The sequence below is a fragment of the Trinickia violacea genome (genome assembly GCF_005280735.1).
Taxonomy (GTDB): domain Bacteria; phylum Pseudomonadota; class Gammaproteobacteria; order Burkholderiales; family Burkholderiaceae; genus Trinickia_A; species Trinickia_A violacea.
Genome location: NZ_CP040078.1, coordinates 3,087,762 through 3,109,107 on the forward strand (window position 1 = coordinate 3,087,762; position 21,346 = coordinate 3,109,107).

Below are 21,346 nucleotides of genomic sequence, written 5' to 3' on the forward strand. Positions count from 1 at the left end.
ACGTTGCCTATTGAACGACACGCTGTTTCCATGCGCCTTGGCGGGCGATGACCGCCTCAGCGGATTCGCCCACCAGTTGTCGGTAGACGGAGGGCGCAGTCGCCCCTTCAGTGTTGATCACGAGCACGTGCGAATCCGGCCCCAGCCCGGTGGCATGCGCTAGCTCAAGGCTTTTCATCACTGTCGTGAGGCCCGCATATCCCGCGGCGCCCGACTCGCCCACTACCAGCGGCGCGTCCCGGTCCGATCCCTTCGCGAGCGCGCACATCGCCGCAACAGCATCTTCGTCGTCGATCGTCATGAAATAGTCGACGCACTGTTCGAGAATCTTCCATGCCAATGGGGACGCCTCTCCACACGCGAGCCCGGCCATGATCGAATCGACGGACCCCGTAGCCTTCGAGGCGCGCCCTGCGATCGCGCTCTGGTATAGGCAATCGGCCTGTTGCGGCTCGACCACGATGAACGTCGGTCGTTCGGCACCGTAGTGCTCCCATAGATAGCTTGCGACGCCGGCAGCCAAGCCACCAACCCCGCCTTGCAGAAACACATGTGTGAAAGCCGGGCGAGAATGTTCCTCGTTCAGTTGTGCGAGCACTTCTGCCGGGATGACCCCGTAGCCTTGCATGACGTCGCGGGGAATCGTTTCGTACCCTTCGTACGAGGTGTCCGAAACGACATGCCAGCCGTTCTTCGCAGCCAGCCGGGCCGCATATTCGACGGACTCGTCGTAGTTGCCGTCGATACGAACGATCTCCGCGCCGTACGCAGCGATGGCCTCTTCGCGCTCGATGCTCACATTCGCATGAAGCACGATCACGCAATAGCACCCGATAGCCCGGGCCGCTGCCGCCAAGGACTTCCCGTGGTTCCCATCGGTCGCGCTGATGACCGTCAGATTCGACAGCATCTGCGCGTATTGCCCCGTGACCAGTGCTTTCGGGTCGATGCCGTGTGCGTGCCACTGGCGCATGATGAGACGCATCAACGCGATGGGCGCCCCAAGTGCCTTGAAGCTTCCAAGCGGTGACCGGAAGGATTCATCCTTGAGGCTCAATTGAGCGACGCCCAACCTCGCCGCAGCATCCGGCAGGTCCCACAACGGCGTCGCGGACCGGCTGATCTGGTCCCAGCTAGATAGCCAGGCGCCGCTTTCGTGCGCCGACTTGATATTGAGGATGCCTCGCAATTCCTCTGGATAGGATGCACGGCAAGATCGAGGGTTGGCGATCAGCATGTCGATGTTGCTCCCGTTAGGCGGACGGATACCCGTCCGCAGATTCAATCCATTGAACGAATCGCTTGTCTCAGCAATCCTTGTCGAGCAAAATAATATTGCGCGATTGCATCAATTTGATCCCTGATTTCGCAGTCAATCTGCAAAAAAATATCTTTCTGGCGGGAGTTTGCGATAACCATGCATCCGGAACTAGATAGCTTCGATCGGAAGCTCCTGGCGGAAGTCCAACGCGATGCCCACACCCCTCAAAACGAACTGGGTGTGCGCGTCAATTTGTCCACGGCCGCAGTGAATCGACGGCTGCGCCGTATGGCGGAACTTGGCGTCATTGACCGCTACGCTGCGATCGTCGCACCTGAGAAAGTTGGTTATAGCCTGACGATCATCACCATGGTTGAGGTGGAAAGCGAGCAGATCGATCAACTCGACGCAATGAAACGCACCTTTGCGCAGTGCGCCCTGGTTCAGCAGTGTTACTACCTTGCCGGGGAGTGGGACTTTGCACTCGTCCTGACGGTGAAGGATATGGATCAGTACAACGAGCTCACGCGCCAGCTCTTCTTTTCGAACAACAACGTGAAGCGCTTCAAGACGCTGGTCAGCATGGACCGTGTCAAGGTCGGCCTGGGTGTGCCGGTCGACCTCGACGAATGACAATGTTGTACGTGGGAAGCGAGACGGCTTCAAGTCTGGCCGACTGCTCACGCAGTGCCGCGCTCGAGACATGACGACGACATTCGCACGAAGCTGCTGTCTGCGCTACCGGACAACCGTCTTGTCCTTCCAGACGCCCTGACCATACTGCCGAACAGTAATCGCCCCGTTGCGGATATCGCCCTTCTCGTCAAACCTGATCGACCCCGTTACGCCATCCACGCTCACGGCCTGGAGCTTGGGCAGGTAGATCTTCGGGTCCGTCGAGTCCGCGGACTGCATGGCGGCTGCCATCGCCATCACAGCATCGTAGGCATAGGGCGCGTAAAGCTGGACCTCCGCGCCAAACCGCTGCTGAAAGCGCTTGAAGAACGCCGGACCCTGCGGCATATCCGCAGGCGGAACGCCCGCCAGCGTGCAGTAAATGTTGTTGTTCATCGAAGAGCCGGCAAGGCTGATGAACTGAGGCGTGCATGACTCGTCGCCTGCGATGAACGTGGCGGTCAGGCCGAGTCTTTGCATCTGCTGGACAAACGCCGCGGCTTGCGTATCGCCACCCGTGAACGCGATGGCGTCCGGTTGACGGCTCTTGATGGTCGTCAGAACGGCTTTCCAGTCAGTCGTCTTGTCGGTGCCGTATTCGCGCGCGACCACGGTTCCGCCGGCTGCCTTGACGGCCTTGTCGATTTGGTCGGCGAGGCCTTGGCCATAGGCGGTGCGGTCATCGACGATCGCTACCTTGCGGGCTTTGAGGTCATGCACCAGATAGGTACCGATGACCGAGCCCTGCCTTACGTCATTGGCAACCATTCGAAAGACGTTCTTGAATCCCTGCTCCGTAAGCAACGGATTCGTTGCCGACTCGGTGATCATCGGAATGCCTGCGTCCGAATAAATCTTTGACGCCGGAATGGATGTTCCTGAATTTGCGTGTCCGACAACTCCTGCCACATGGTCGTCGACCAACTTCTGCGCCATAGTGACTGCCGTCCGTGGGTCCGCGGCATCGTCCTGTGAATCCAGAACGAATGTGACGGACTGTCCACCAATGCGGAGCTTCTTGCTATTCAATTCCTCGATGGCAAGCCGCACACCATCTTCGTCATCCTTACCGATATGGGCCAGTTCGCCCGTTAGCGGAGAGACCTGCCCAATTTTTACCGTGAGATCTGCGTGAGCCGCGAGGGGCTGCATCGCGAGCGTCAGGAACGAGAAGCCTACCAATAGTCGAGAAATTTGCATGGCGGTACGCACGATGAGTTGGCTGGAAATCCGGGGCGGAAAACTCCCCCAGGCAAGGCCTTGCAAATTGCGCAAGCCTGACAACATCGTATTCGCGCGTGGCTGTAGCCAATATCGGTAATGCAGGACCGACTGCAAATACCGATCGAAAAATGGACGATTTTCGATAGTTTTTTGCAAGGTGCTATGGATCCATGTGTATAGCTGCCTAGCGCCAAACCCCGCGCGCTCGATTCGTGATCGCCGGGCGTAGCCTTGTGCTCGCTATGCCTGTACAGGTAGAACATCACGTCTGGCCCGGCATGAGGCTGCATCGGTCACGGTGCGATGACGGCCACAACTTCGCTTTACAGGAAGGCTACGCATCACTGAGGCAGACCAGACTGCCGTTTGTTATACGAAGTAAAGATTCTGCACAGCGCAGCGGCTGCTTTCTTAGGCTGCCCTCACGGTTGGACACCGTAGCAACCTAGTGTTTCCAGTAGCCTGTCGGCGACATTAGCTGACCATGCAGCTATTGAGAGACTCGGCGGTGCTCCGGGAGACTCCGGGAGCGCGGAGGCGTCTGCCACGTATAGCCCTAGATTATCAAAGACCTCCCCATTTGCACCAACCACACCATTCAGATTCGACGTACCCAAACAGACCCCTCCGATTGGCTGAACCGTTACGGGAGCGCCAAGGGAATAAACCTTTGTATGAGTTGCCGTTTCTATACTTTTTATTTCCTCGGCGATTTCCATGTAAACACTGTTCTCATTTTTCCTGTATCGCACCTTGAACTTACCGTGCTCCATTGTCATGGATCCATTGCTACCATCACCACCAAAGGCAACCATGCACGAGTTTTTACGTAACCACCTCTTTATCAGCATTGGAATCGGTATGTCGTCCAAGCCCTGGATACTTGCACGAAGCATCAGGGCAGACTTGCTCTTCGAATTTCGCGATCTGAAAGGCCCACAAAGCGGCGTCCCCGCAGTAAGATCTCTCGAACTATTTTCTTTCCAAAATCCAAAATAACCTCCATTCGTGCCAAACCGACAACCCAACCGCGGCATTCCGTCCAATCCATGCTCAACGTCTCGGCTTCTCAATAGCAAACGAACCGTATTCAAACCGCCTGCAGCCAGGACAACGTGTTCCGCACGCACACGTTCATCCTGCCCGCTTCGATGGTTGCGATAACGAACCTCATATCGCATTTTGCCCCCACCTTCCTTTCTCAATTTGTGAATTGATTTCACTTCGCACAAGTCGCGAACAATTAAGCCATGTTGCATTGCCGGCCAAATGCAAGTGAAATCCAGAGTCGTTTTGGCACCGGACGGGGATCCCAAGAAGCTATTATTCCGCATGTCGCACTCCCATCTTTCAACCCCATGCCGATCCGCCACTTTTACAGCCTGACCAGGCTTTTCAGGGAGTAAAATTCCAACAGGCGAATTCCTCAGCCCTGCATTCGATAGTTCACCGTTGTAGTTGGTTTGATCAAGGCCGTTTGGAATCATGTCATGATGCGATACGGGCCGCGCATTGAGCAGCGCAAGGATTTCGTCATAATATTTATCCATGTGCTTTTGAGAAATTTCCGGATGACGGCCATCCCAGTAATTTGTACTGAATGGCCTACCCAGCACAGCGGCATATATATGGCTACCTCCCCCTACATTTGAAGAGCAAATCACATTTACACCATCGCCGAGATATGCCTCTACAAATCCTTTTTTATTGAGGACCATCTCGCCTTTAAAAAGATGGGATCTGACGGATCGCAAGCCATAAGTAAAAGCTTTTCGCCCTTGCGGGAGAGGCGCCACATCCTCAATTCCCACAGATCGAATTGGAACTGTATCTCTCCACGGGCCGCGCTCCAGCATCAATACATCCCGCCCCGCTTCCGAAAGGCGCTTCGCCGCAACGGAGCCGCCAAAACCACTTCCTATTACCAAAATTTCCACTTGATCTTTCATGGCCACACCTATCTCTCATTATTCTGGACGTGCGCTCGCACTAAAACCGGTTCTGTCAGCAGGATAAAATTTCCGCGCACACAAAAATTCTTGCTCGCCATCCTCGTCCGAAGTCACTCCGATTCATGAAGAATCTGGGTTACCGGGCGAACTGTCGACGCTTGGCTGGGCTCTCTTTTTGAGGGGCGTGCGTGGTGGTGGCACGGCTTCGCACGGCCGCTTCCGATGCGAGCGATTCGATGATTGGGCAGTCGGGCCGATCATCGCCATTGCAACAGTGCACTAGCGATTCAAGCGCGCCTCTCATCTCCTGGAGTTCCTCGAGTTTTTCGCCTAGCTCCGCGATGTGCGCCTGGGCAAGTGCCTTGACCTGCCGGCTAGAGCGACCGCGGTTTTGCCACAGGTCAAGCAGTTCGCCGATCTGCTCCAGCGAGAAACCAAGGTCCCGGCTGTGGCGGATAAATAGCAGCCTACCCACGTCTTTGTCGTTGTATTGCCGATAGCCAGTGCTCGTGCGGCTCGCAGGCGGCAGCAGCCCGACGCCTTCATAGTGTCGAATCATTTTCGCTGAGACGCCAGAAGCTGAAGCTGCTTCGCCGATGTTCATGGTCAAGATCCTTGAATCGGGCGTGCTGCGCTAGCGCTGATCGCCGCGCCCCGCCAGCGGCGCAGCATCAGCGCATTGGTGACAACGCTCACGCTGCTGAAGGCCATGGCCGCGCCAGCGATGACCGGACTCAGCATGCCCAAGGCTGCGAGTGGAACGCCCAGCACGTTGTATGCAAATGCCCAGAACAGGCCCTGTTTGATTTTCGCGTACGTACGACGCGAGACGTCGAACGAATCCGCCACAAGGCGTGGATCGCCACGCATCAGTGTGATGCCCGCCGCCTCCATCGCGACATCTGTGCCCGTCGACATCGACAGGCCAACGTCCGCCGCCACCAGGGAGGGCGCATCGTTCAATCCGTCGCCGACCATCGCCACGACGTTGCCCTCGTTGCGCAGTTCTTGCACGATGGCGGCCTTGTCGCCCGGGAGCAACTCCGCGCGGACTTCGTCGATGCCGAGTACCCGTGCCACGGCACGGGCGCTGCCCTGATTGTCGCCCGTCAGCATCACCGTCCGGATGCCCAGTTCGTGCAGCCGCTCGATGGCGGCGTAGGAAGCGGGCTTGACTGTGTCGCCAAAGGCCAGAAGCCCTAGCATGCGAGCCTGATTTTCGTTCCGTTCCAGCAGCCAGGAGATGGTTCTCCCCTCGGCCTCGAGCTGCTCGGCCATAGTCAGCAGCACGCCCGGGTCCGCCCCCGCCTCGTTCATCAACCGCGTACTGCCGAGCAGAAGGTGCCGGCCACGCACGATGGCCTGCACTCCGCGGCCAGGCAACGCCAGCGCCTCGTGCGCCGGCGGCACAGCAAGGCGTTGATTCCCGACCCTCTCCATCACCGCATGCGCGAGCGGATGGTCACTGGTTTTCTGCAGCGCAGCTGCAAGCTGCAGGAGGTCATGCCGATCGCCGCCGTCGGCCACTTCGATCGCGACGAGCGACGGTTTGCCTTCGGTCAGCGTGCCCGTCTTGTCGAAGGCCACGACAGTGACCAAGTGCGCCACTTCAAGCGCTTCGGCATCCTTGATCAGGATGCCCTGGCGTGCGGCTACGCCGGTGCCGGCCATGATCGCCGTTGGCGTGGCGAGTCCCAGCGCGCACGGGCAGGCAATGACGAGCACCGCCACCGCACTGATCACGGCCTGCTCCCCATCGCCGCTGTACAGAAGCCAGCCACCGAAGGTCAACAGTGCAACGGCGAGAACTGCGGGGACGAAGATGGCGCTCACCCTGTCAACGATGCGCTGGATAGGAGCCTTCGCCGCCTGCGCCGACTCCACCATGCGGATGATCCTAGCGAGCGTTGTCTCGGCACCGATCGCCATCGTGCGGATCCCCAGCAGACCTTCCTCGTTGACCGAGCCGCCGGTCACCTTGTTGCCCTCTGCCTTGGCCACCGGAAGACTTTCGCCGGTGATGAGCGACTCGTTGACGTGACTACGGCCGTAGATGACATCGCCATCCACCGGAATCCGCTCTCCAGGACGAACGACTACGATGTCTCCCACCACGACCTGTTCGACAGGTGTAGACACTTCGACGTTGTCCACCAAGACTCGCGCGATAGTTGGCCGTAGGGCATTTAGCGCGCGGATTGCATCCGCGGTCTGCCGCTTAGCACGGGATTCGAGCCATTTGCCGAGCAATACCAACGTGACGACCGCTGCCGAAGCCTCAAAATACAGACGCGGCATACCGCGACCGTCGTACTTCCACAAAAGGTAGGCCGAAAGCCCGTACGCCGCACTCGTGCCCAGCGCGACCAGTAGGTCCATATTGCCGCTCCGGGCTTTCACCGCCTTCCAACCAGCGCGGTAGAAACGCGCGCCAAGCCAGAACTGCACCGGCGTCGCCAGCGCCAGTTGGACCCAGCCTTCTAACTCCCACTCAACGCCGAACAACCGCAGGAGCATCGGTAGCACCAACGGAAGCGTCAGCAAGGTGCCGACGAACACCGGCCACCATTGCGGAAGACTCGTTGCTGCCGATGCAGTGGACGTTGCCCCGGCCACACCGGCAGCGTAACCAGCTTTGTCGATGGCTACTGCCAGCACCGCGAACGACACGCCGGCAAGTGCCGTGACGGTAACCTTTTCGGTCGCCAGGTTCACCGATGCGCCCAACACGCCAGGAACTTTCAGCAGCGCCTTTTCCACACGGCCCACACATGACGCACAGGTCATCCCTTTGATCTCAAGCTCGATCTGGTGGGAGCGGACTTCATAGCCGGCCTTGCGGACAGCGTCGGCAAGCGCTTCGGCACCCACGCCAGCGGAGGTTCGGACGCTGGCTTCCTCCGTCGCGAGGTTCACTACTGTGCTTTCTACGCCTGGCAGCGCCTGTAGCGCCTTCTCAACTCGCAGGGCGCAGGTCGCACAGGTCATACCTTCGATGGGGAGCTTGAACTCTAGGGGTACCGTCGGTGCAAAGGTCGTGCTCATGGGGATATCTGTTCAGTTGGCCTTCTGATACGCCAATAGCTTGATCCTTGCCATCGTGGGAACGTCAAGCGGATCACGACGTAAATCCCGATCGCGTTATGCACGTCCAAGAGGACTATCGACGTTTCCACGATGGGAAGACTGATCGTCCCTGCGTGTCGTCGACAATCCAGCGGAAGATATTCAGGATTGCATTCGAAGTTAAATGCACGACCTGCGGGCACTGTTCCAACTCGATTACCAAAGCGCTGAAGCTCGTGGAAAACCGTGCCAAGTTCACCATCAACCTTGGCTAACGCAGATATTGAACCTTGGCTTGATTCTTATATGCATCGATTCCGTCGACAAACGAGATAAAGTTTCCTCTACTGAAAGAAAAGCTTTCACGTGGCGCCAGCAGTGGCGCGATTTCGCCGACAAGCTCGAGCGTGCGACGGTTCAAGAAAGCAAATCTCATTGCCTGTAGCCGCAGAACAGATGGTCGGGTCTTCTCTTCCTTGACTCGCACTGGTGTGTAACCGGCATCCGCAATTGCTTCCAGAAGCTCTTTCGAATCCGCGTTACTCGACTCGATCATTACTAGGCGCGTAGGTGGTGACTCGTGGCCGACATCTTCCGGTGGACCAGGTCTGCATGCGCTGGATGGTGGAAGCCCCGTCGGGGATATATGACGGCGGTGATTTACGGAACGGTACCGGCTTTTGCGAACCGGTTATGCCCCGCGCCACGATCGACGAGGCAGAAAGGCAACTCATGACTATGTTTCGCTCTTATCTTGTCGCGCAGCAGAGCTGAATTGCAGAAGTTAAATATTAGTTTTGCTAACACAATTTAGACACCGGACCATGGCCGCCGTATCCGCGATTTCTCGGCAAGGCGAAAAATCAGCAACGAACTATGGGTAACACTCGATGCGTTGATTCTGGCATTTATATCATCGCCTAAGCCGGAATCCAGTAGACTGCGGCCGATCGCTTCCATTCGCCAGCTACGGATCAATCCCGTGGCGGCGCCGGCGCAGCAACTCGCGCAAAGTCCACAACGTGCTCCTCCAGAAGGTCCCGCACATATGCTTTTCCAGATTCGGGCATCGCCCTTGCATCTGGATGATCCGGAGGTAACAGCCATCGGTCCAGCGCGCGGACCGTAACACATAAGCGTGCCCCGAGCTGCTCTTGCGTCAGTTCGAATTCGTCCATCATCCGCATTAACAGTTGTTGCTGCGTAAGTGAACAGTCAGTTGCAGGGTCCGATTGCATCTGAACGCTCCTGATCTTTAAAAGTCTTACATTGCATGGCATTAACGACCTACTATCAAAACCGCCTTTCCGAGGCCGGAGGGTCATAAACTTTGCTCAATATGTGGCTATTGATCGATGGCAGAACGTGATCGGTCCATGATGAGGTCAGTCGGCTGAATGACTTTGCTTAACGCCGAAGCGGCAACGCGTGACCTGCCTTGCGGAATGATTGTGTGCGCTTCGGCCGAGTCTGGGTCTGCCACCTTGAACACCGACACGGCGTCTTTGAGCTTGATCGCCTGCTCTTCGAGCGACTGAGCCGCGGCGGCGGCCTGCTCGACCAGCGCTGCGTTCTTCTGCGTTACCTCATCCATCTGTATGACCGCTTGGCTGACCTGCTCGACGCCGCGGCTCTGCTCCTCCGAAGCCGCCGCGATCTCGCCGACGATGTCCGAAACCTGCTTGATCGCATGCTTCACCTCGCCGATCGTTGCGCCCACACTGCCTGCATGTTTCGCACCGTCCTGAATCAACGACACGGAGGTACCAATCAATTCCTTGATCTCCCTCGCTGCTTCAGCCGAGCGTTGCGCCAGGCTGCGCACTTCGCTCGCCACCACCGCGAAGCCGCGCCCGTGTTCGCCCGCGCGCGCCGCTTCCACTGCGGCGTTCAGAGCCAGAATGTTTGTCTGAAACGCGATGCTTTCGATGACACCCGTGATTTCCGCAATCTTTGTCGAGCTCTTGTTAATTCTCTCGATCATGCCAACCAAACCCTGAACCGCATCGTTGTTGGTATTCGCCATAGACGTCGCGCGCGTAGCGAGCGCGCTCGCCTGCCGCGCGTTATCGGCGTTCTGCTTCACCGTTTCGGTCAACTGTGACATGCTGGCCGCCGTTTCTTCGAGAGATGCTGCCTGCTCTTCAGTGCGTGCTGATAGGTCGGTGTTGCCGCTCGCGATTTCGCTCGCCGCAATCGCGACACTTTCGGTCGTTGCTCGAACGTCGCCCGTCATCCGTGTCAAACTATTCGTCATACTTAACATCGCGGATAGCAAGCTCTGCATATCCCCGGATCGAACAGGAACGGGACGGGTAAGGTCGCCAGCAGCGATCGCATGGGCGATCTCTGCAGCCACGTCCGGTTCACCGCCTAGCTGACTGCGGATTCTGCGGATGGTCAACGCCGCCGCGGTAGCCGCAACTGTAAGTAAAACGACTGCGGCCATGGTCATTGTCCACAGGGTCCGCTGGTAGGCCTCTTCGGTTTCGGCCACTGCTTGGTCGATCAGTTGGGTCTGATAGTGGGTCACCTGGTTCAGGGCCGCAAAGAAGTTGCGCTTATCCCTGCGAACGTCTGTGAAAAGCAGCGTGACCGCCTCATCCCTTCGACCGTCCTTCACCAAGCCGAACAGTCTGTAAATGCCGGCTGCGTAGGGCTTTCTGGCCTCGATCGCAGCCCGGAACAAAGCGCGGCCTTCGTCCGACTCCCTGCCCGCATTCATAGCGGTATTTAAACGATTGAAGTTCTCGGTCACGCGATCACGCGAGGCTTCAAACACGCTCAGTTCCCTGGCCGCGTCCTTCTCCGGCGCCAGTAGTACATTGTGAAATGCAGTCGACGCCTCGTTGGCTTCATCCTGAACGGCTTTGACCAACAGAATTTTCGGCACACGATCCTTGGTCAAAATATCCATCTCTGCCTTGAGAGAGGAGAGTCTGAAGAGGGATAAAGCGATGCTGGCTACCAAACCCAAACCCAGGATGATGAAAGCACCACCCAGCTGTTGGGCAACCGTCAGTTTTTTGGGCATGTCCTCGCTCTAAAAATAGAAGAAAGGGAGGCAGCATGGGCGCTCACCTCCCCTAGGTTCATACTCGGGAATCCCTAAAAACAAAAAGGCTAGGCACGATCGATTTTCGAGGTTAGTCCACGGAAAAATATTTAATGCACGAGATGCGGCGAGATGGATAATCGCAATTAAGTTTCAAATAACGGCTCCATTAAATATCAAGAGTCTTTTCTTACCCCCCGTCGTCAAACTCCGCAGCATTGGAGCGATTCCAACAACCTGTCGGCAACGTTGGCGGACGGCTCATCGTTCAGTCCGTCACCGACCATCGCGAACTGAAGGGGAAAGAAACTATCCGTCCATCTCGAGATTCGATGGGCCTGTTGCCGACCATAGCTCACAGATACAGTCGGACTTAGCCATTGACTACATTCTTCGGCGATTTCCCGCGTGCGGCAAACGAGATAAAATATCAAAATTGGAAAGAAAATCTTTATCGCTACGAGATCTCCGATTCAAGGCCGCTTCGCCGATCTTAGCGATCAGGCTACTTGGATCGAGCTAACGTCGGTCGCCGCGGCAGCGGCGAAGTACAGCGCATTGGTGACGACGTTCACGCTGCTGAATGCCACGACCGCACCAGCGATGACCGGGTTCAGCATGCCCAAGGCTGCCAGTGGAATGCCCAGCACGTTGTATGCAAATGCCCAGAACAGCTCCTGTTTGATTTTCGCGTACGTACGACGCGAGACGTCGAACGAATCCGCCACAAGGCGTGGATCGCCACGCATCAGTGTGATTCCCGCCGCCTCCATCGCGACATCTGTGCCCCTCGACATCGACAGACCAACGTCGGCCGCCACCAGGGAGGGCGCATCGTTCAATCCGTCGCCGACCATCGCCACGACGTTGCCGTCGTTGCGCAGTTCTTGCACGATGGCTGCCTTGTCGCCCGGGAGCAATTCCGCGCGAACTTCATCGATGCCAAGCTCGCGCGCCACGGCATTGGCACTGCCCTGGTTGTCACCCGTCAGCATCACTGTCCGAATGCGCAGCTCGCGCAGCCGCGCGACGGTGGCGTACGACGTGGGCTTGACCATGTCGCCAAAGGCCGACAGCCCCAGCACACGAGCCCGGTTACCCCTGAGGTAGAAGGAAAGCCGGCGCTCTGACTGGAGAAGAAGCCACAGTCGACGATGCCACTTGGCGATCAACGTTGACTCGCGGAAATTCAACTCATTCTGTACTACGAATTAAATAAATCCCTGTTACACGATCTTCTCGGCGCATGACTGTCTCGCACTGCGAGGAGATATATCCGAACGGGCTTGACACACGTATTGCCGTTGACTGCCGCAGCGAGTTGCTGCCGTTGAATACGACCAACCCTGGAAGCCGCCGCGGCGCATCTTACGCGCGGCAGCCGCAACAAGTCGCTCCTCGCTTGTCCACTGCTCGGCACAGTTCTCGTGTGCTGCGTGCTGCGCGTTGCGCGCGGGGCTGCCTGTCGCCCGGCTTGTGGTAGCCAGCAGCACCCGACCATCGCGAAATGGGGCCGCCGTAGGGCACGACCGGGATCTCTCCTCCAGCGACCATTTTTGTTCCCACAAAAGCCATCGAACTTGTGGGGGCAAACGTGAGGGCAAAAATCAGCCGCCAAATAAAAAGGACTTACGGCTTTCACCGTAAGTCCTTGAGTTTCCTGGTCGGGGCGAGAGGATTTGAACCTCCGACCACCTGCACCCCATGCAGAAGTTTGCCGTCACACCGGCGCAGGGAGCGTCTCAAGTGCTTGCTGTAGCAAATGGCACAACCTTCGCCCCAGCCTTTAGCTGATCGAGGCAGTCAGCCCAGCGCTGCATCATTCACGCCGCTCTCTAAGAAAAGTGGCGCGGTTATTTGCCCGGCCGAGAGGGTCTTTGATTGCATGTGCGAGTTGCGTTTCGATGATCTCCGCCGGTGTCGCGAGTTCTTCCGCCAGAATCGTCCGTGCCATCGCCCTAACCGTGGCTAGTCCTTATGTCGCGGTCGTATCCCTGGCGACGTAACGCGGCATTGATGGTGTTGTCCGACATAGGGCGGTCCTTGGTGCTCACGCTAGGAAACACGAACCGACCGTTGCAGTTGCTCGTAAGCGGCTCCAATTCGCGCAGAATGGCCACCGCCTGACACGGCAAAGGAACGATGTGCGCGCCACCACTCGCTTTCCCTTGCTTGGTGCGCTTCAAGCGCTCGGCAGGTATTTGCCATATCGCGCGATCTAGATCGAACTCGGGCCATTCAGCGCCGCGCATCTCGCCAGGGCGTTGGAATAGCAGCGGCGCAAGCCGCAGAGCGCAGGAAACCGGTAGCGTCCCCGTGTAACTATCAATGGCACGCAGCAGTTCCCCAACCTCTCTGGGATCAGTAATGGCCGCAAAATGCCGCACTTGGGCCGGCGGAAGGGCTCCGCGCAGGTCAGCAGTATTGGGAGATCTAGGCGGATCGCCTTGGAACTTAGCGGAACAAGAGATGGTGGGCCCGGTGGGTTTCGAACCCAAATATAGGGGTAACAAGGGGTAACCAAGGGGATTCAAGTCATTGATTTAACGTGAAAAACCAATATTCGATTCCCCTGTGATTCCCCAATTCTTCCCCGGATTCCTCCCCGAACTACAGGTTTGGATGGCGCCCCTGCGTCGGCGACACTTCGGCCGCCGTCCATCCCAACCTTAACGTCAATGGACGGCGTTTGCTTCCACAACGCTCACAAAACAATCGAGGAAGCACGCACGGCCGCTTCTCGGGCCGTGCAGCAAGAAGCGCAAGCGGCACTCGGGTGCCAGTCGCTCTTGAAGAACTGTACCGCGTGTGAAATCTCGATCCGCAAGAAATCCGGCGTCGGAACACGGTGCTGTGCGAATGCTACCGACGATCGGCAAGCGGTGCGCAGAAGACGTTTAAGACCAGGCTGACGAGCCCGACGAACTCGAGACCCGCAGTTCCAACCTCGCAGCACTATCAGGCTGCCTCCAGTGGAAACGCAGCCCCTACTCGACTCATGGCAATCCTGTCGGGGATTCCGACACCCGAGACGTTGACTTGCGTTTGCCCAATCCCGTGAGAGCCTGGTCCCGTCGCTGCTATTCAAATCGCAGCGACAAGACGAGCGTGCAGAGCTGACAGTCTGGTAGTCCCGTCCGCTCGGCACCTGCTCCTGCCAGACACGCGATCTGAGCCGCCCTGCCCGCTTTCTAACAACGGAGAAAAAAGAATGGACCACCTCCCGCTCTGGAAGGTCTTTGTAGACGAGTGCCGCGACTTCTTCCTTGACTGCATCCAGCCTCTGATTTTGCTGGTCCGGTGGATCAGGCAGCGCTGCAAATAAATCTGCGGGCCGCGATGTGCCTCGGCCCAATCCACAAAAACCGGAGGACTTGAGATGAAAATACGCCGCTTCGTCTCCGCTGAGCAGCTCCTGCGCCGACTGAACGACCGGATCGCACGCCCTGTGGCTTGGAAGCGCCGAGACGCCCGCAGCGAGCTTCGCGAGCACGTGAAACGACTTCGTGGACGCCAGCGCGTGGAGCGCCACGTGCCAGTGCGGGCACCGCGATATCGCCCTCGCGGAGCACGTGGCTTTTATCGCCGCCGCTGGGCCATCCCGGTATGGACGCACCACATGACGTGACTGTATCGGCTAACTTGCGTTAGCGGTCTCGCGCGAGAAACTGGACGTCAGAAGTCAAGCGCGACACACGTCGCTCCGTCTGCAACTTGCATTCGAGGCCCAAATGAATCTTTCCGCACTTCAGAAGCTGTATCGCTCGTTCCGCACGTCAGGAAAACTCATCATCGACGGGTCCCGTGCCTGGGTGCCGGTCGATGCAAAGATTGCGCGCGCGGAACCAGCTGTCGTTAAGCGCCCCTCACCTATTCAAGTAGTTGAGCGGACGACACCGGCTCCGCCCGTCACGGTGGAACCGATGGCTATGGTCGCAGTCCCTCGCGCTACTCCGAGAGTTACAGACGAGCCGAACGTTCGCGCGACTGTCCGCGCCCGGTCGGTAGCGGTTAAACCACCGCGTCGGCCGGCGCCCCCGACGCAATCAGAGCACGACTTTAGCAGCAACATCCGTCAGCCGCGGCGAACGTTCAAGCACGTGGTAGGGATGGCGGACACCAAGCAGCGACTTCTGCGCGCGGCGCACGACGTTCTCATGGACGACGATGGGAACGTTGAGCCACGCAATGGCATTCTCCTCTTCGGCGAGCCAGGTAATGGCAAGACGCTCTTTGCGGAAGCACTCGCCGGCGAGCTCGCACTACCTTTCCTGCAAATCGCTTTCGGTGACACCGCATCGAAATGGATCAATGACACTCCGGAAAAAATCAAGGCTGTTTTCCGCACGGCAAGCGAGACGGGCGCCTGCGTGCTTTTTATCGACGAAATCGACTCGTTCCTGAAGCCCCGCGATGGCGGCGCCAACGTCCACTCGATGGATCGAGACGTGGTCAATACAATGCTTACGGAAATAGTCAACCTTCGCGGATCGACGGTGATCCTAGTGGCGGCGACCAACTTCATCGAGCAGCTCGATACCGCTGGCATCCGCGAGGGACGTTTCGACTATAAGATCGAAATTCCGCCACCCGACCTGAAAGCGCGCGTCAACCTGATTGGCCACTCCATCTGCAAAAATCTGGGTCCTAAAACGGTCGCCCGCGCCACCGCAGAAGCCCTGGCCAGTCGGTGGGACGGATTCAGCGCATCACGATTGAGCGCGCTTGGCGGCCAACTGCGCGAGATGCATCGCGACGGTCAGTTCAGCGGCCTGGTTACGTTCGACGTCGCCATGCAAGCGATGCGTTTGCTTCAGGGGCGCCGCGGTCGGTTGCCCGAAATGGTCAAGGCAGTGGACGACATCATCATGCCCATGGCTTCCCGCAACGTGCTGCGCGACTTGGCGTATCGAATGAAGAAGGTCCATCGCCTTGAGCAGATGGGCGGTAGCCTGCCGCGGGGTCTGCTCTTCTACGGACCACCAGGGACCGGCAAGACACAGGCCGCAATGGCGCTCGCGAAGGCGTCCGGCTATGCATTCCTCAAGACCACCGGTGCAGATCTCATCGCGCGACCGGATTCATGGGAACGTCTCGTTCGAGAAGCGAGCGACATCCGGCCGGCAATCGTGTTCCTTGACGAGGCGGACGACATCCTCACGGACCGACGGTACTCAAACGTCGCAACGTTGACCAATAGGATTCTCACGACACTAGATGGCGCCAGCGGTCGCATCCGGGACGTGATTTTCATTGCGGCCACAAATCATCAAGACCGGATGGATCCTGCGGCCGTGCGCGGCGGACGGTTCAGTGAAAAGGTCCGGTTCGACGTGCCCGAACGTGCGGACATGGAGCGCTATGTCAGCGCGACCTTGTGGCGAATCGCGAACGGTCAATATTCGCTGGAGCGAGACATTCTGCGCCAATGCATGGTCGTACTCGCCGGACGCTCGATTGCGGACGCGGACGCCGTAATCGCCGAAAGCGTGAACAGGGCAGCCACCCGTGCGATCCGCGAGAACGTGGCCGAAATTAGGTCAGCGGACGTCGTGGCCGCTGCGAGGTCTGTGCTTGACGATCGGATAGCCGATGCCTAGTTAACACCGGGTGCCGGTCGGACGTTTAGCCCTCTGCGTAGGACTGCTTCGGCCACTAGATCAACTGCGCTCTTGGAATACAAGACAGTCACTGTCGAGGCGCCTATTCCTGAATTGGCACTCGGCCGCGTAGACCTGGCAGCTATGGCGTTTGAGCGACTACGTAGCAAGGTTGAATACACGTCCCTGCTGGCCGTCCTGCTGCCGGAGCCGATTACGCTGCCATGGCTGCAGCGGGCGTGAGAGATCTCGCTTGTCCGACGGGCCGTTCGGCTCGTCGGACGCAGAAAGGAATTCAATGATTCACACTCGGGCTAGTCGAATTACTGGTCAACAAGGCAGTCGTTTGCGTCGACGTTAAGCGCCTACAAATAGTCGACTAGCGGCCAGCGCAGGAACCTTTGGCTCTCGATACTAAGCAGCCTGGCGCCGCCGATTTGCTGAATCGCCTAGCGGCCCAGTGTCGAGTTAAAGGGTGTTGTTTTCCTGTTCCTCGAGCGTCGCCATCCAAAAATCCACCACGCTATCGACCGAACGCTCAAGATCGCCCGGTGAGAGCATGGACGCGCGACACCGCGTCGCCGTATCGCTGAGCCATTGGGCGTCAGCCATCTTTTCCTCGAGGGCAGAATTGTACGTCTCGTCATCATGCGCGGGACTAAGTGCAAGAGCCTCCAGATCCTCACCGGCATCGCCGAACGCGTGTGCAAGAGCTCCGGGACCATAGCGCCGCACCCAATCTTCTTGAAATAAACGATCTGTCCAACGGCCGTCAATGAAGGCGGAGTCGACGAATGCTGCATCAGCGCGGGGAAATACGGCAATTCCCTTCTCATCAGCAGCAATCTCTACGATCTCTAGGTCTGAACAGTTGGTGATGACTTTGAAAAGCAGTCCGCGGATATGCGAGGATATTTTGCTGTTCATGTTGAGCTTCCTTGAAAGAGAGTTGGAATTTGAGCTGCGGGTGGCTGCTCAAGAGCACAATCGGCTCAAATCTGGCGAAATTCAGTTTGTACGGCCAACGAAAATGTAACAAAATATTACAGAGTCGAGATTCTTCCCTAGCCACTTGAAGATAAATCTAGGTTGCAAAGAAATCTTGCGTGGGGGCAACTTCAGGGAACGATACAAATGACGTCCGTGCCGTTCATCCTACGGACATTCCGATAAGGGGATACGTCGAACAGGAGCAAGGTCAAACTCCAAACGGCGATCAGCTCCAAAGCGGTGATGACATTAAGTTTGACGTTCGAGTCATTCTTGCAGCCATGTAGAACTACTCACGTATTTTCTGAGTCGTTCGAACGATGGATGTTTGGATATGGCCCGACCGTCGTCCAAGTCAATTCATTAAGAAATGGTACTTGATGTAACTGCGCAGCTCCCGCAATTCGCGTTTGCTCAGCGAAATGACACGGTTCCCTAAGTTCGGGCGAAATGCTTACCGCGAATCGCCGTTCGTGGAACATAAGGAAGATGCCCTTATTGGGCTGCGTCTCCGCACGGTATGCAACGTGTTGAGCGTAAGCAGCGTCCTCTGGCGAGGCGAATACTTTCTTCTTGCGCATGTTTTACCTTTTCGGTTGATTGAGATTATTCCGACCGCAATAAGTGGTCAGCGAGAATCACAATACCGCCTAAGCAAGCGGCTGAGGCGTGGAAAAACACGGCTTTTTCATCAACATTCGGGTCTGTGTCGCCCCGCATTGAAAGTTCGGAATGCAACACTTTCGCGCAGCGATAGCACGCCGGGCGATGCGAATGCCAGGCTTCACTAAGGAGAATGAGCAGGAGAAGCGATGCCCAGAGGGTTTCCGCATTGCTCGAGCAGTTGTGGGCGAGTGGGCAAGCTGATCACATTGTTTGACCATGCCGACGGCCGGCAATTTTCATCCGCATCGGGGCGAATTCGAGGGCGGCGCGCTGACGGGCTGGCGGTGGAGCTGACGCGTAGGCCTGAACCAGCCGTCGTGTGGTCGGAACGACAAATAGCCCGCGGGTCAGAAATCCATTTGTAACCGGCAGTGCAGGTGAGGCGAACTGGGAACATGGGTGCCCCCCAAAAGGTGGGTGGCAAACTGGCGCGGCTCGAGCCGGATGCGCACGACTTATGGAATTAGGTGTGTGAGTTGGCACGGGTTTTGATTTGAAATCAATGACATACAAAAATCCGCCGTCTCACCGTGAGACACCGCAATTGTCGGTGCGACATTCCAAGCGAATACTTAGCCGGCGGTTATGATGCAGTCATACGTACGTTCGACGACCCAACAGATTTTTCCGCTCTGTCGCATCAAGGCGGTCAGGTAGAATCGGTCGGACCGTAACGCATGACGAGCGAGATGGCAAAGAAGAACACACTAGGCAAGACACTGCCTGCTGGCATTGGCAAGGTACTGAAGCGACTGCACTATCCGCTGGATGTGATCCTGGTGTGTGTGCGGTGGTACGTGGCGTGTTCGCTGAGCCTGCGTAACCTCGAAGAGATGATGGCCGAGCGCGGCATCAAGGTGGATCATTCGAGCGTGCACCGCTGGGTCATCAAGCTTGTGCCGCTGCTGGACAGGGCATTTCACCGCCGCAAGCAGCCGGTGGACAAGAGCTGGCGCGTTGACGAGACCTACGTCAAGGTCAAGGGCCAGTGGAAATATTTATACCGTGCTGTCGACAAGGCAGGCAACACGGTCGATTTCCTGCTGCGGGCCCATCGTGACAAGGCCGCTGCGCGCCGCTACTTCGAGAAGGCCATTGACCGCAACGGCGAGCCCGAAACAATTCCCGTGGACAAGAGCGGCGCCAATCTGGCCGCGCTCGAAGCGCTCAACGCCAAACGTTCGACACCGATCAAGGTTCGCCAGAACAAGTACCTGAATAACATCGTGGAGCAGGACCATCGCGCCGTCAAACGCGTCATCAAACCCATGATGGGCTTCAAGGATTTCCGCTGCGCGCGCATTATCTTGTCCGGCATCGAAATCATGCACATTATCCGCAAGGGGCAGATGCGTGGTGATGACGTCGCTGCGACTGCAGCCGAACAATTCTATTCTCTTGCGATATAAGCAGTCCTCTTAATCTCGGACACTTGCTCGTCACACTTTCCTTATCGCGACACAACCCGATTTCTCGCTGGGGCGAGGAGGGCTTCTCCAGTTGCTCAGCATGTCCTTGCCATCGTGCCGTCGCTTCCACCGCGCCGAAGTGGAATAGCCGTATCGGTCAGATTTCGGCTACCCATGCCGCCTTCGCCCTCACGGTTGCGGGCTCGGCCTTCGGATCTCTTCACTTTCGAGGCCACTTCCACGTTCATCTTCATTACGGCCCGATGACTCGCACGTCCCCCGAGGAGACGGTTGTCGATAGGCTTCAGAGTATTGGTTTCCCGCCACCCTGCTATCCAAGCTACGGCGTTCGCAACGCAGACCAGCGCCTCCAGTTGATGCAGTTTCATGTCTTTGCGGGCAGGCGGGTTGCGTGGCTACAACCGCGGGTTAATGCAGTCAATATGAACGTTTGGGTCGGTTCATTCCGGAGTTGGTTCATAAACGAGCGGAGTCAGATTTTCGAACTGGCCGCTCAAGCGAGAGCTGGTGCGGGAGTGAACACTTTTCCTTTGCAGGACAAGCAACCGATAATGCCGCTCTGTTCATCGGGGGTATCGTACGATGCTGCAAGCGAGGTCGCATCGCATCCAGTCGTCAAGGTTTGCTCCAGACAGTAGCCGTGCTGGTAGACCGAGCGCAGACGCAAGCCATGCTCGCGCAGTTCGAGCTTCCTGCGCAGCCGGTACACATGCGTGTCCAGGCTGCGCGAATCCCAGGTCATCCTGTCCCTGCCCCACACTCGCGTGAAAAGCTGCTCGCGGGGCACAATCTGCCCCGCGCTGCGAAACAGCAGCCAGGCAAGCTCGAACTCCCGCGGTGTGAGCGACAGGATTCTGTCACCCACCTTCGCAATGCGCTCGCGAAGGTCGAGCCTGTAGGCGCCCAGCTCGGAGAATTCGGTGCGACGCGTTGCCTCCGGATAGGCGCGACGCAGCAGCGCCGTGACGTGGGCCATCAGTTCGCGCATCCGCATAGGCTTGACGAGATGCGCATCGGCGCCGCCCTCCAGCGACTGCACGGCATGATCCTCGGTCGCATGGTTCGTCAGCATGATCACCGGCAGTTGGTGGCCGAGGCGCGTGCGGGCCCAGCCGAGCACCTCGATCCCGGTAATATCCGGCACCTTCCAGTCGAGTATCAGCAGATCGACGGTTGCGTTCTCGAGATGACGGATCGCGGCACGCCCGCGCTCGAATGACCACACCTGATGCCCGGCAGCCTCCAGGGCCGTACGGACCAGCTCCGCCTGCGCGGGTTCATCTTCAAGGGACAACACTCTCATGCAAATCTCCGTCGAGGGGCTGCTTACATTGACTGAAGTCCGCGGTGTTGGTCCCGGGTCTGAACTTGTACGAATTTCGTAAGCGCAGAATCAAGCGCAATGGAAGCTGATGGCCGGCTGCGCA

12 protein-coding genes, 1 tRNA gene and 3 pseudogenes are annotated in these 21,346 nt (G+C 57.7%); 4 read left to right on the forward strand and 12 right to left on the reverse strand.

Translation table 11 applies throughout. The features are described 5' to 3' along the window. Positions 1 to 7 precede the first annotated feature (7 nt). Positions 8 to 1,237, reverse strand: a complete 1,230-nt coding sequence (locus tag FAZ95_RS35955; protein WP_137337114.1) for a diaminopropionate ammonia-lyase — start codon at positions 1,235 to 1,237, stop codon at positions 8 to 10. Between the two features lie 180 nt (positions 1,238 to 1,417). Between FAZ95_RS35955 and FAZ95_RS35960 the strand changes: the two genes are divergently transcribed. Then, positions 1,418 to 1,894, forward strand: coding sequence for an Lrp/AsnC family transcriptional regulator (locus FAZ95_RS35960; protein WP_137337115.1), 477 nt, complete (start codon positions 1,418 to 1,420; stop codon positions 1,892 to 1,894). 105 nt (positions 1,895 to 1,999) lie between these two features. On the opposite strand, the gene FAZ95_RS35965 is transcribed toward FAZ95_RS35960, so the two are convergent. The 9 genes and pseudogenes from FAZ95_RS35965 to FAZ95_RS36005 all read right to left on the reverse strand — a co-directional run. Then, positions 2,000 to 3,136: a branched-chain amino acid ABC transporter substrate-binding protein gene (locus FAZ95_RS35965; RefSeq protein ID WP_137337774.1), complete on the reverse strand. Its 1,137-nt coding sequence runs from the start codon at positions 3,134 to 3,136 to the stop codon at positions 2,000 to 2,002. Between the two features lie 446 nt (positions 3,137 to 3,582). Further along, a complete protein-coding gene (locus tag FAZ95_RS35970; protein WP_137337116.1) occupies positions 3,583 to 5,109 on the reverse strand; it encodes a GMC oxidoreductase in 1,527 nt (508 codons plus the stop codon). A gap of 139 nt (positions 5,110 to 5,248) precedes the next feature. Then, positions 5,249 to 5,716, reverse strand: a complete 468-nt coding sequence (gene cueR / locus FAZ95_RS35975) for a Cu(I)-responsive transcriptional regulator (RefSeq protein ID WP_137337117.1) — start codon at positions 5,714 to 5,716, stop codon at positions 5,249 to 5,251. Between the two features lie 2 nt (positions 5,717 to 5,718). Beyond that, positions 5,719 to 8,157, reverse strand: coding sequence for a heavy metal translocating P-type ATPase (locus FAZ95_RS35980; protein WP_137337118.1), 2,439 nt, complete (start codon positions 8,155 to 8,157; stop codon positions 5,719 to 5,721). Between the two features lie 292 nt (positions 8,158 to 8,449). Then, complete coding sequence (locus tag FAZ95_RS35985) at positions 8,450 to 8,734, reverse strand: hypothetical protein (RefSeq protein WP_137337119.1); 285 nt, start codon at positions 8,732 to 8,734, stop codon at positions 8,450 to 8,452. Between the two features lie 789 nt (positions 8,735 to 9,523). Next, the gene (locus tag FAZ95_RS40610) at positions 9,524 to 11,212 is read right to left on the reverse strand and encodes a methyl-accepting chemotaxis protein (protein WP_137337121.1); all 1,689 of its coding nucleotides are present in this window, start codon (positions 11,210 to 11,212) and stop codon (positions 9,524 to 9,526) included. 521 nt (positions 11,213 to 11,733) lie between these two features. Continuing rightward, a pseudogene (locus FAZ95_RS36000) lies at positions 11,734 to 12,324 on the reverse strand (HAD-IC family P-type ATPase); the annotation flags it as partial. Positions 12,325 to 12,894: 570 nt separating this feature from the next. Beyond that, positions 12,895 to 12,961 (reverse strand) — tRNA-Leu (locus tag FAZ95_RS39660). Positions 12,962 to 12,975: 14 nt separating this feature from the next. Further along, positions 12,976 to 13,656, reverse strand: a pseudogene (locus FAZ95_RS36005) (tyrosine-type recombinase/integrase); the annotation flags it as partial. A gap of 1,686 nt (positions 13,657 to 15,342) precedes the next feature. Between FAZ95_RS36005 and FAZ95_RS36010 the strand changes: the two are divergent. Beyond that, positions 15,343 to 16,833 carry an AAA family ATPase gene (locus FAZ95_RS36010; RefSeq protein WP_175425847.1) on the forward strand — a complete coding sequence of 497 codons (1,491 nt, stop codon included), beginning with the start codon at positions 15,343 to 15,345 and terminating at the stop codon, positions 16,831 to 16,833. 147 nt (positions 16,834 to 16,980) lie between these two features. Next, positions 16,981 to 17,070: pseudogene (locus FAZ95_RS40760) on the forward strand (DNA mismatch repair protein MutT); the annotation flags it as partial. Positions 17,071 to 17,301: 231 nt separating this feature from the next. Here FAZ95_RS40760 and FAZ95_RS36020 read toward each other — a convergent pair. Continuing rightward, positions 17,302 to 17,760, reverse strand: coding sequence for a hypothetical protein (locus FAZ95_RS36020; RefSeq protein WP_137337124.1), 459 nt, complete (start codon positions 17,758 to 17,760; stop codon positions 17,302 to 17,304). A gap of 1,418 nt (positions 17,761 to 19,178) precedes the next feature. Between FAZ95_RS36020 and FAZ95_RS36025 the strand changes: the two genes are divergently transcribed. Next, positions 19,179 to 19,898 carry an IS6 family transposase gene (locus tag FAZ95_RS36025; protein ID WP_137337775.1) on the forward strand — a complete coding sequence of 240 codons (720 nt, stop codon included), beginning with the start codon at positions 19,179 to 19,181 and terminating at the stop codon, positions 19,896 to 19,898. 514 nt (positions 19,899 to 20,412) lie between these two features. Here FAZ95_RS36025 and FAZ95_RS36030 read toward each other — a convergent pair. Next, a complete protein-coding gene (locus tag FAZ95_RS36030) occupies positions 20,413 to 21,222 on the reverse strand; it encodes a response regulator transcription factor (RefSeq protein ID WP_137337125.1) in 810 nt (269 codons plus the stop codon). Between the last annotated feature and the right edge of the window lie 124 nt (positions 21,223 to 21,346).

Coding starts and splice junctions, on each gene's coding strand:
- FAZ95_RS36025 (WP_137337775.1), top strand. CDS start 19,179: ATGGCAAAGAAGAACACACTAGGCAAGACACTGCCTGCTGGCATTGGC.
- FAZ95_RS36020 (WP_137337124.1), bottom strand. CDS start 17,760: ATGAACAGCAAAATATCCTCGCATATCCGCGGACTGCTTTTCAAAGTC.
- FAZ95_RS35965 (WP_137337774.1), bottom strand. CDS start 3,136: ATGCAAATTTCTCGACTATTGGTAGGCTTCTCGTTCCTGACGCTCGCG.
- cueR (WP_137337117.1), bottom strand. CDS start 5,716: ATGAACATCGGCGAAGCAGCTTCAGCTTCTGGCGTCTCAGCGAAAATG.
- FAZ95_RS35955 (WP_137337114.1), bottom strand. CDS start 1,237: ATGCTGATCGCCAACCCTCGATCTTGCCGTGCATCCTATCCAGAGGAA.
- FAZ95_RS35960 (WP_137337115.1), top strand. CDS start 1,418: ATGCATCCGGAACTAGATAGCTTCGATCGGAAGCTCCTGGCGGAAGTC.
- FAZ95_RS35970 (WP_137337116.1), bottom strand. CDS start 5,109: ATGAAAGATCAAGTGGAAATTTTGGTAATAGGAAGTGGTTTTGGCGGC.
- FAZ95_RS36010 (WP_175425847.1), top strand. CDS start 15,343: ATGGCGGACACCAAGCAGCGACTTCTGCGCGCGGCGCACGACGTTCTC.
- FAZ95_RS40610 (WP_137337121.1), bottom strand. CDS start 11,212: ATGCCCAAAAAACTGACGGTTGCCCAACAGCTGGGTGGTGCTTTCATC.
- FAZ95_RS35980 (WP_137337118.1), bottom strand. CDS start 8,157: ATGAGCACGACCTTTGCACCGACGGTACCCCTAGAGTTCAAGCTCCCC.
- FAZ95_RS36030 (WP_137337125.1), bottom strand. CDS start 21,222: ATGAGAGTGTTGTCCCTTGAAGATGAACCCGCGCAGGCGGAGCTGGTC.
- FAZ95_RS35985 (WP_137337119.1), bottom strand. CDS start 8,734: ATGATCGAGTCGAGTAACGCGGATTCGAAAGAGCTTCTGGAAGCAATT.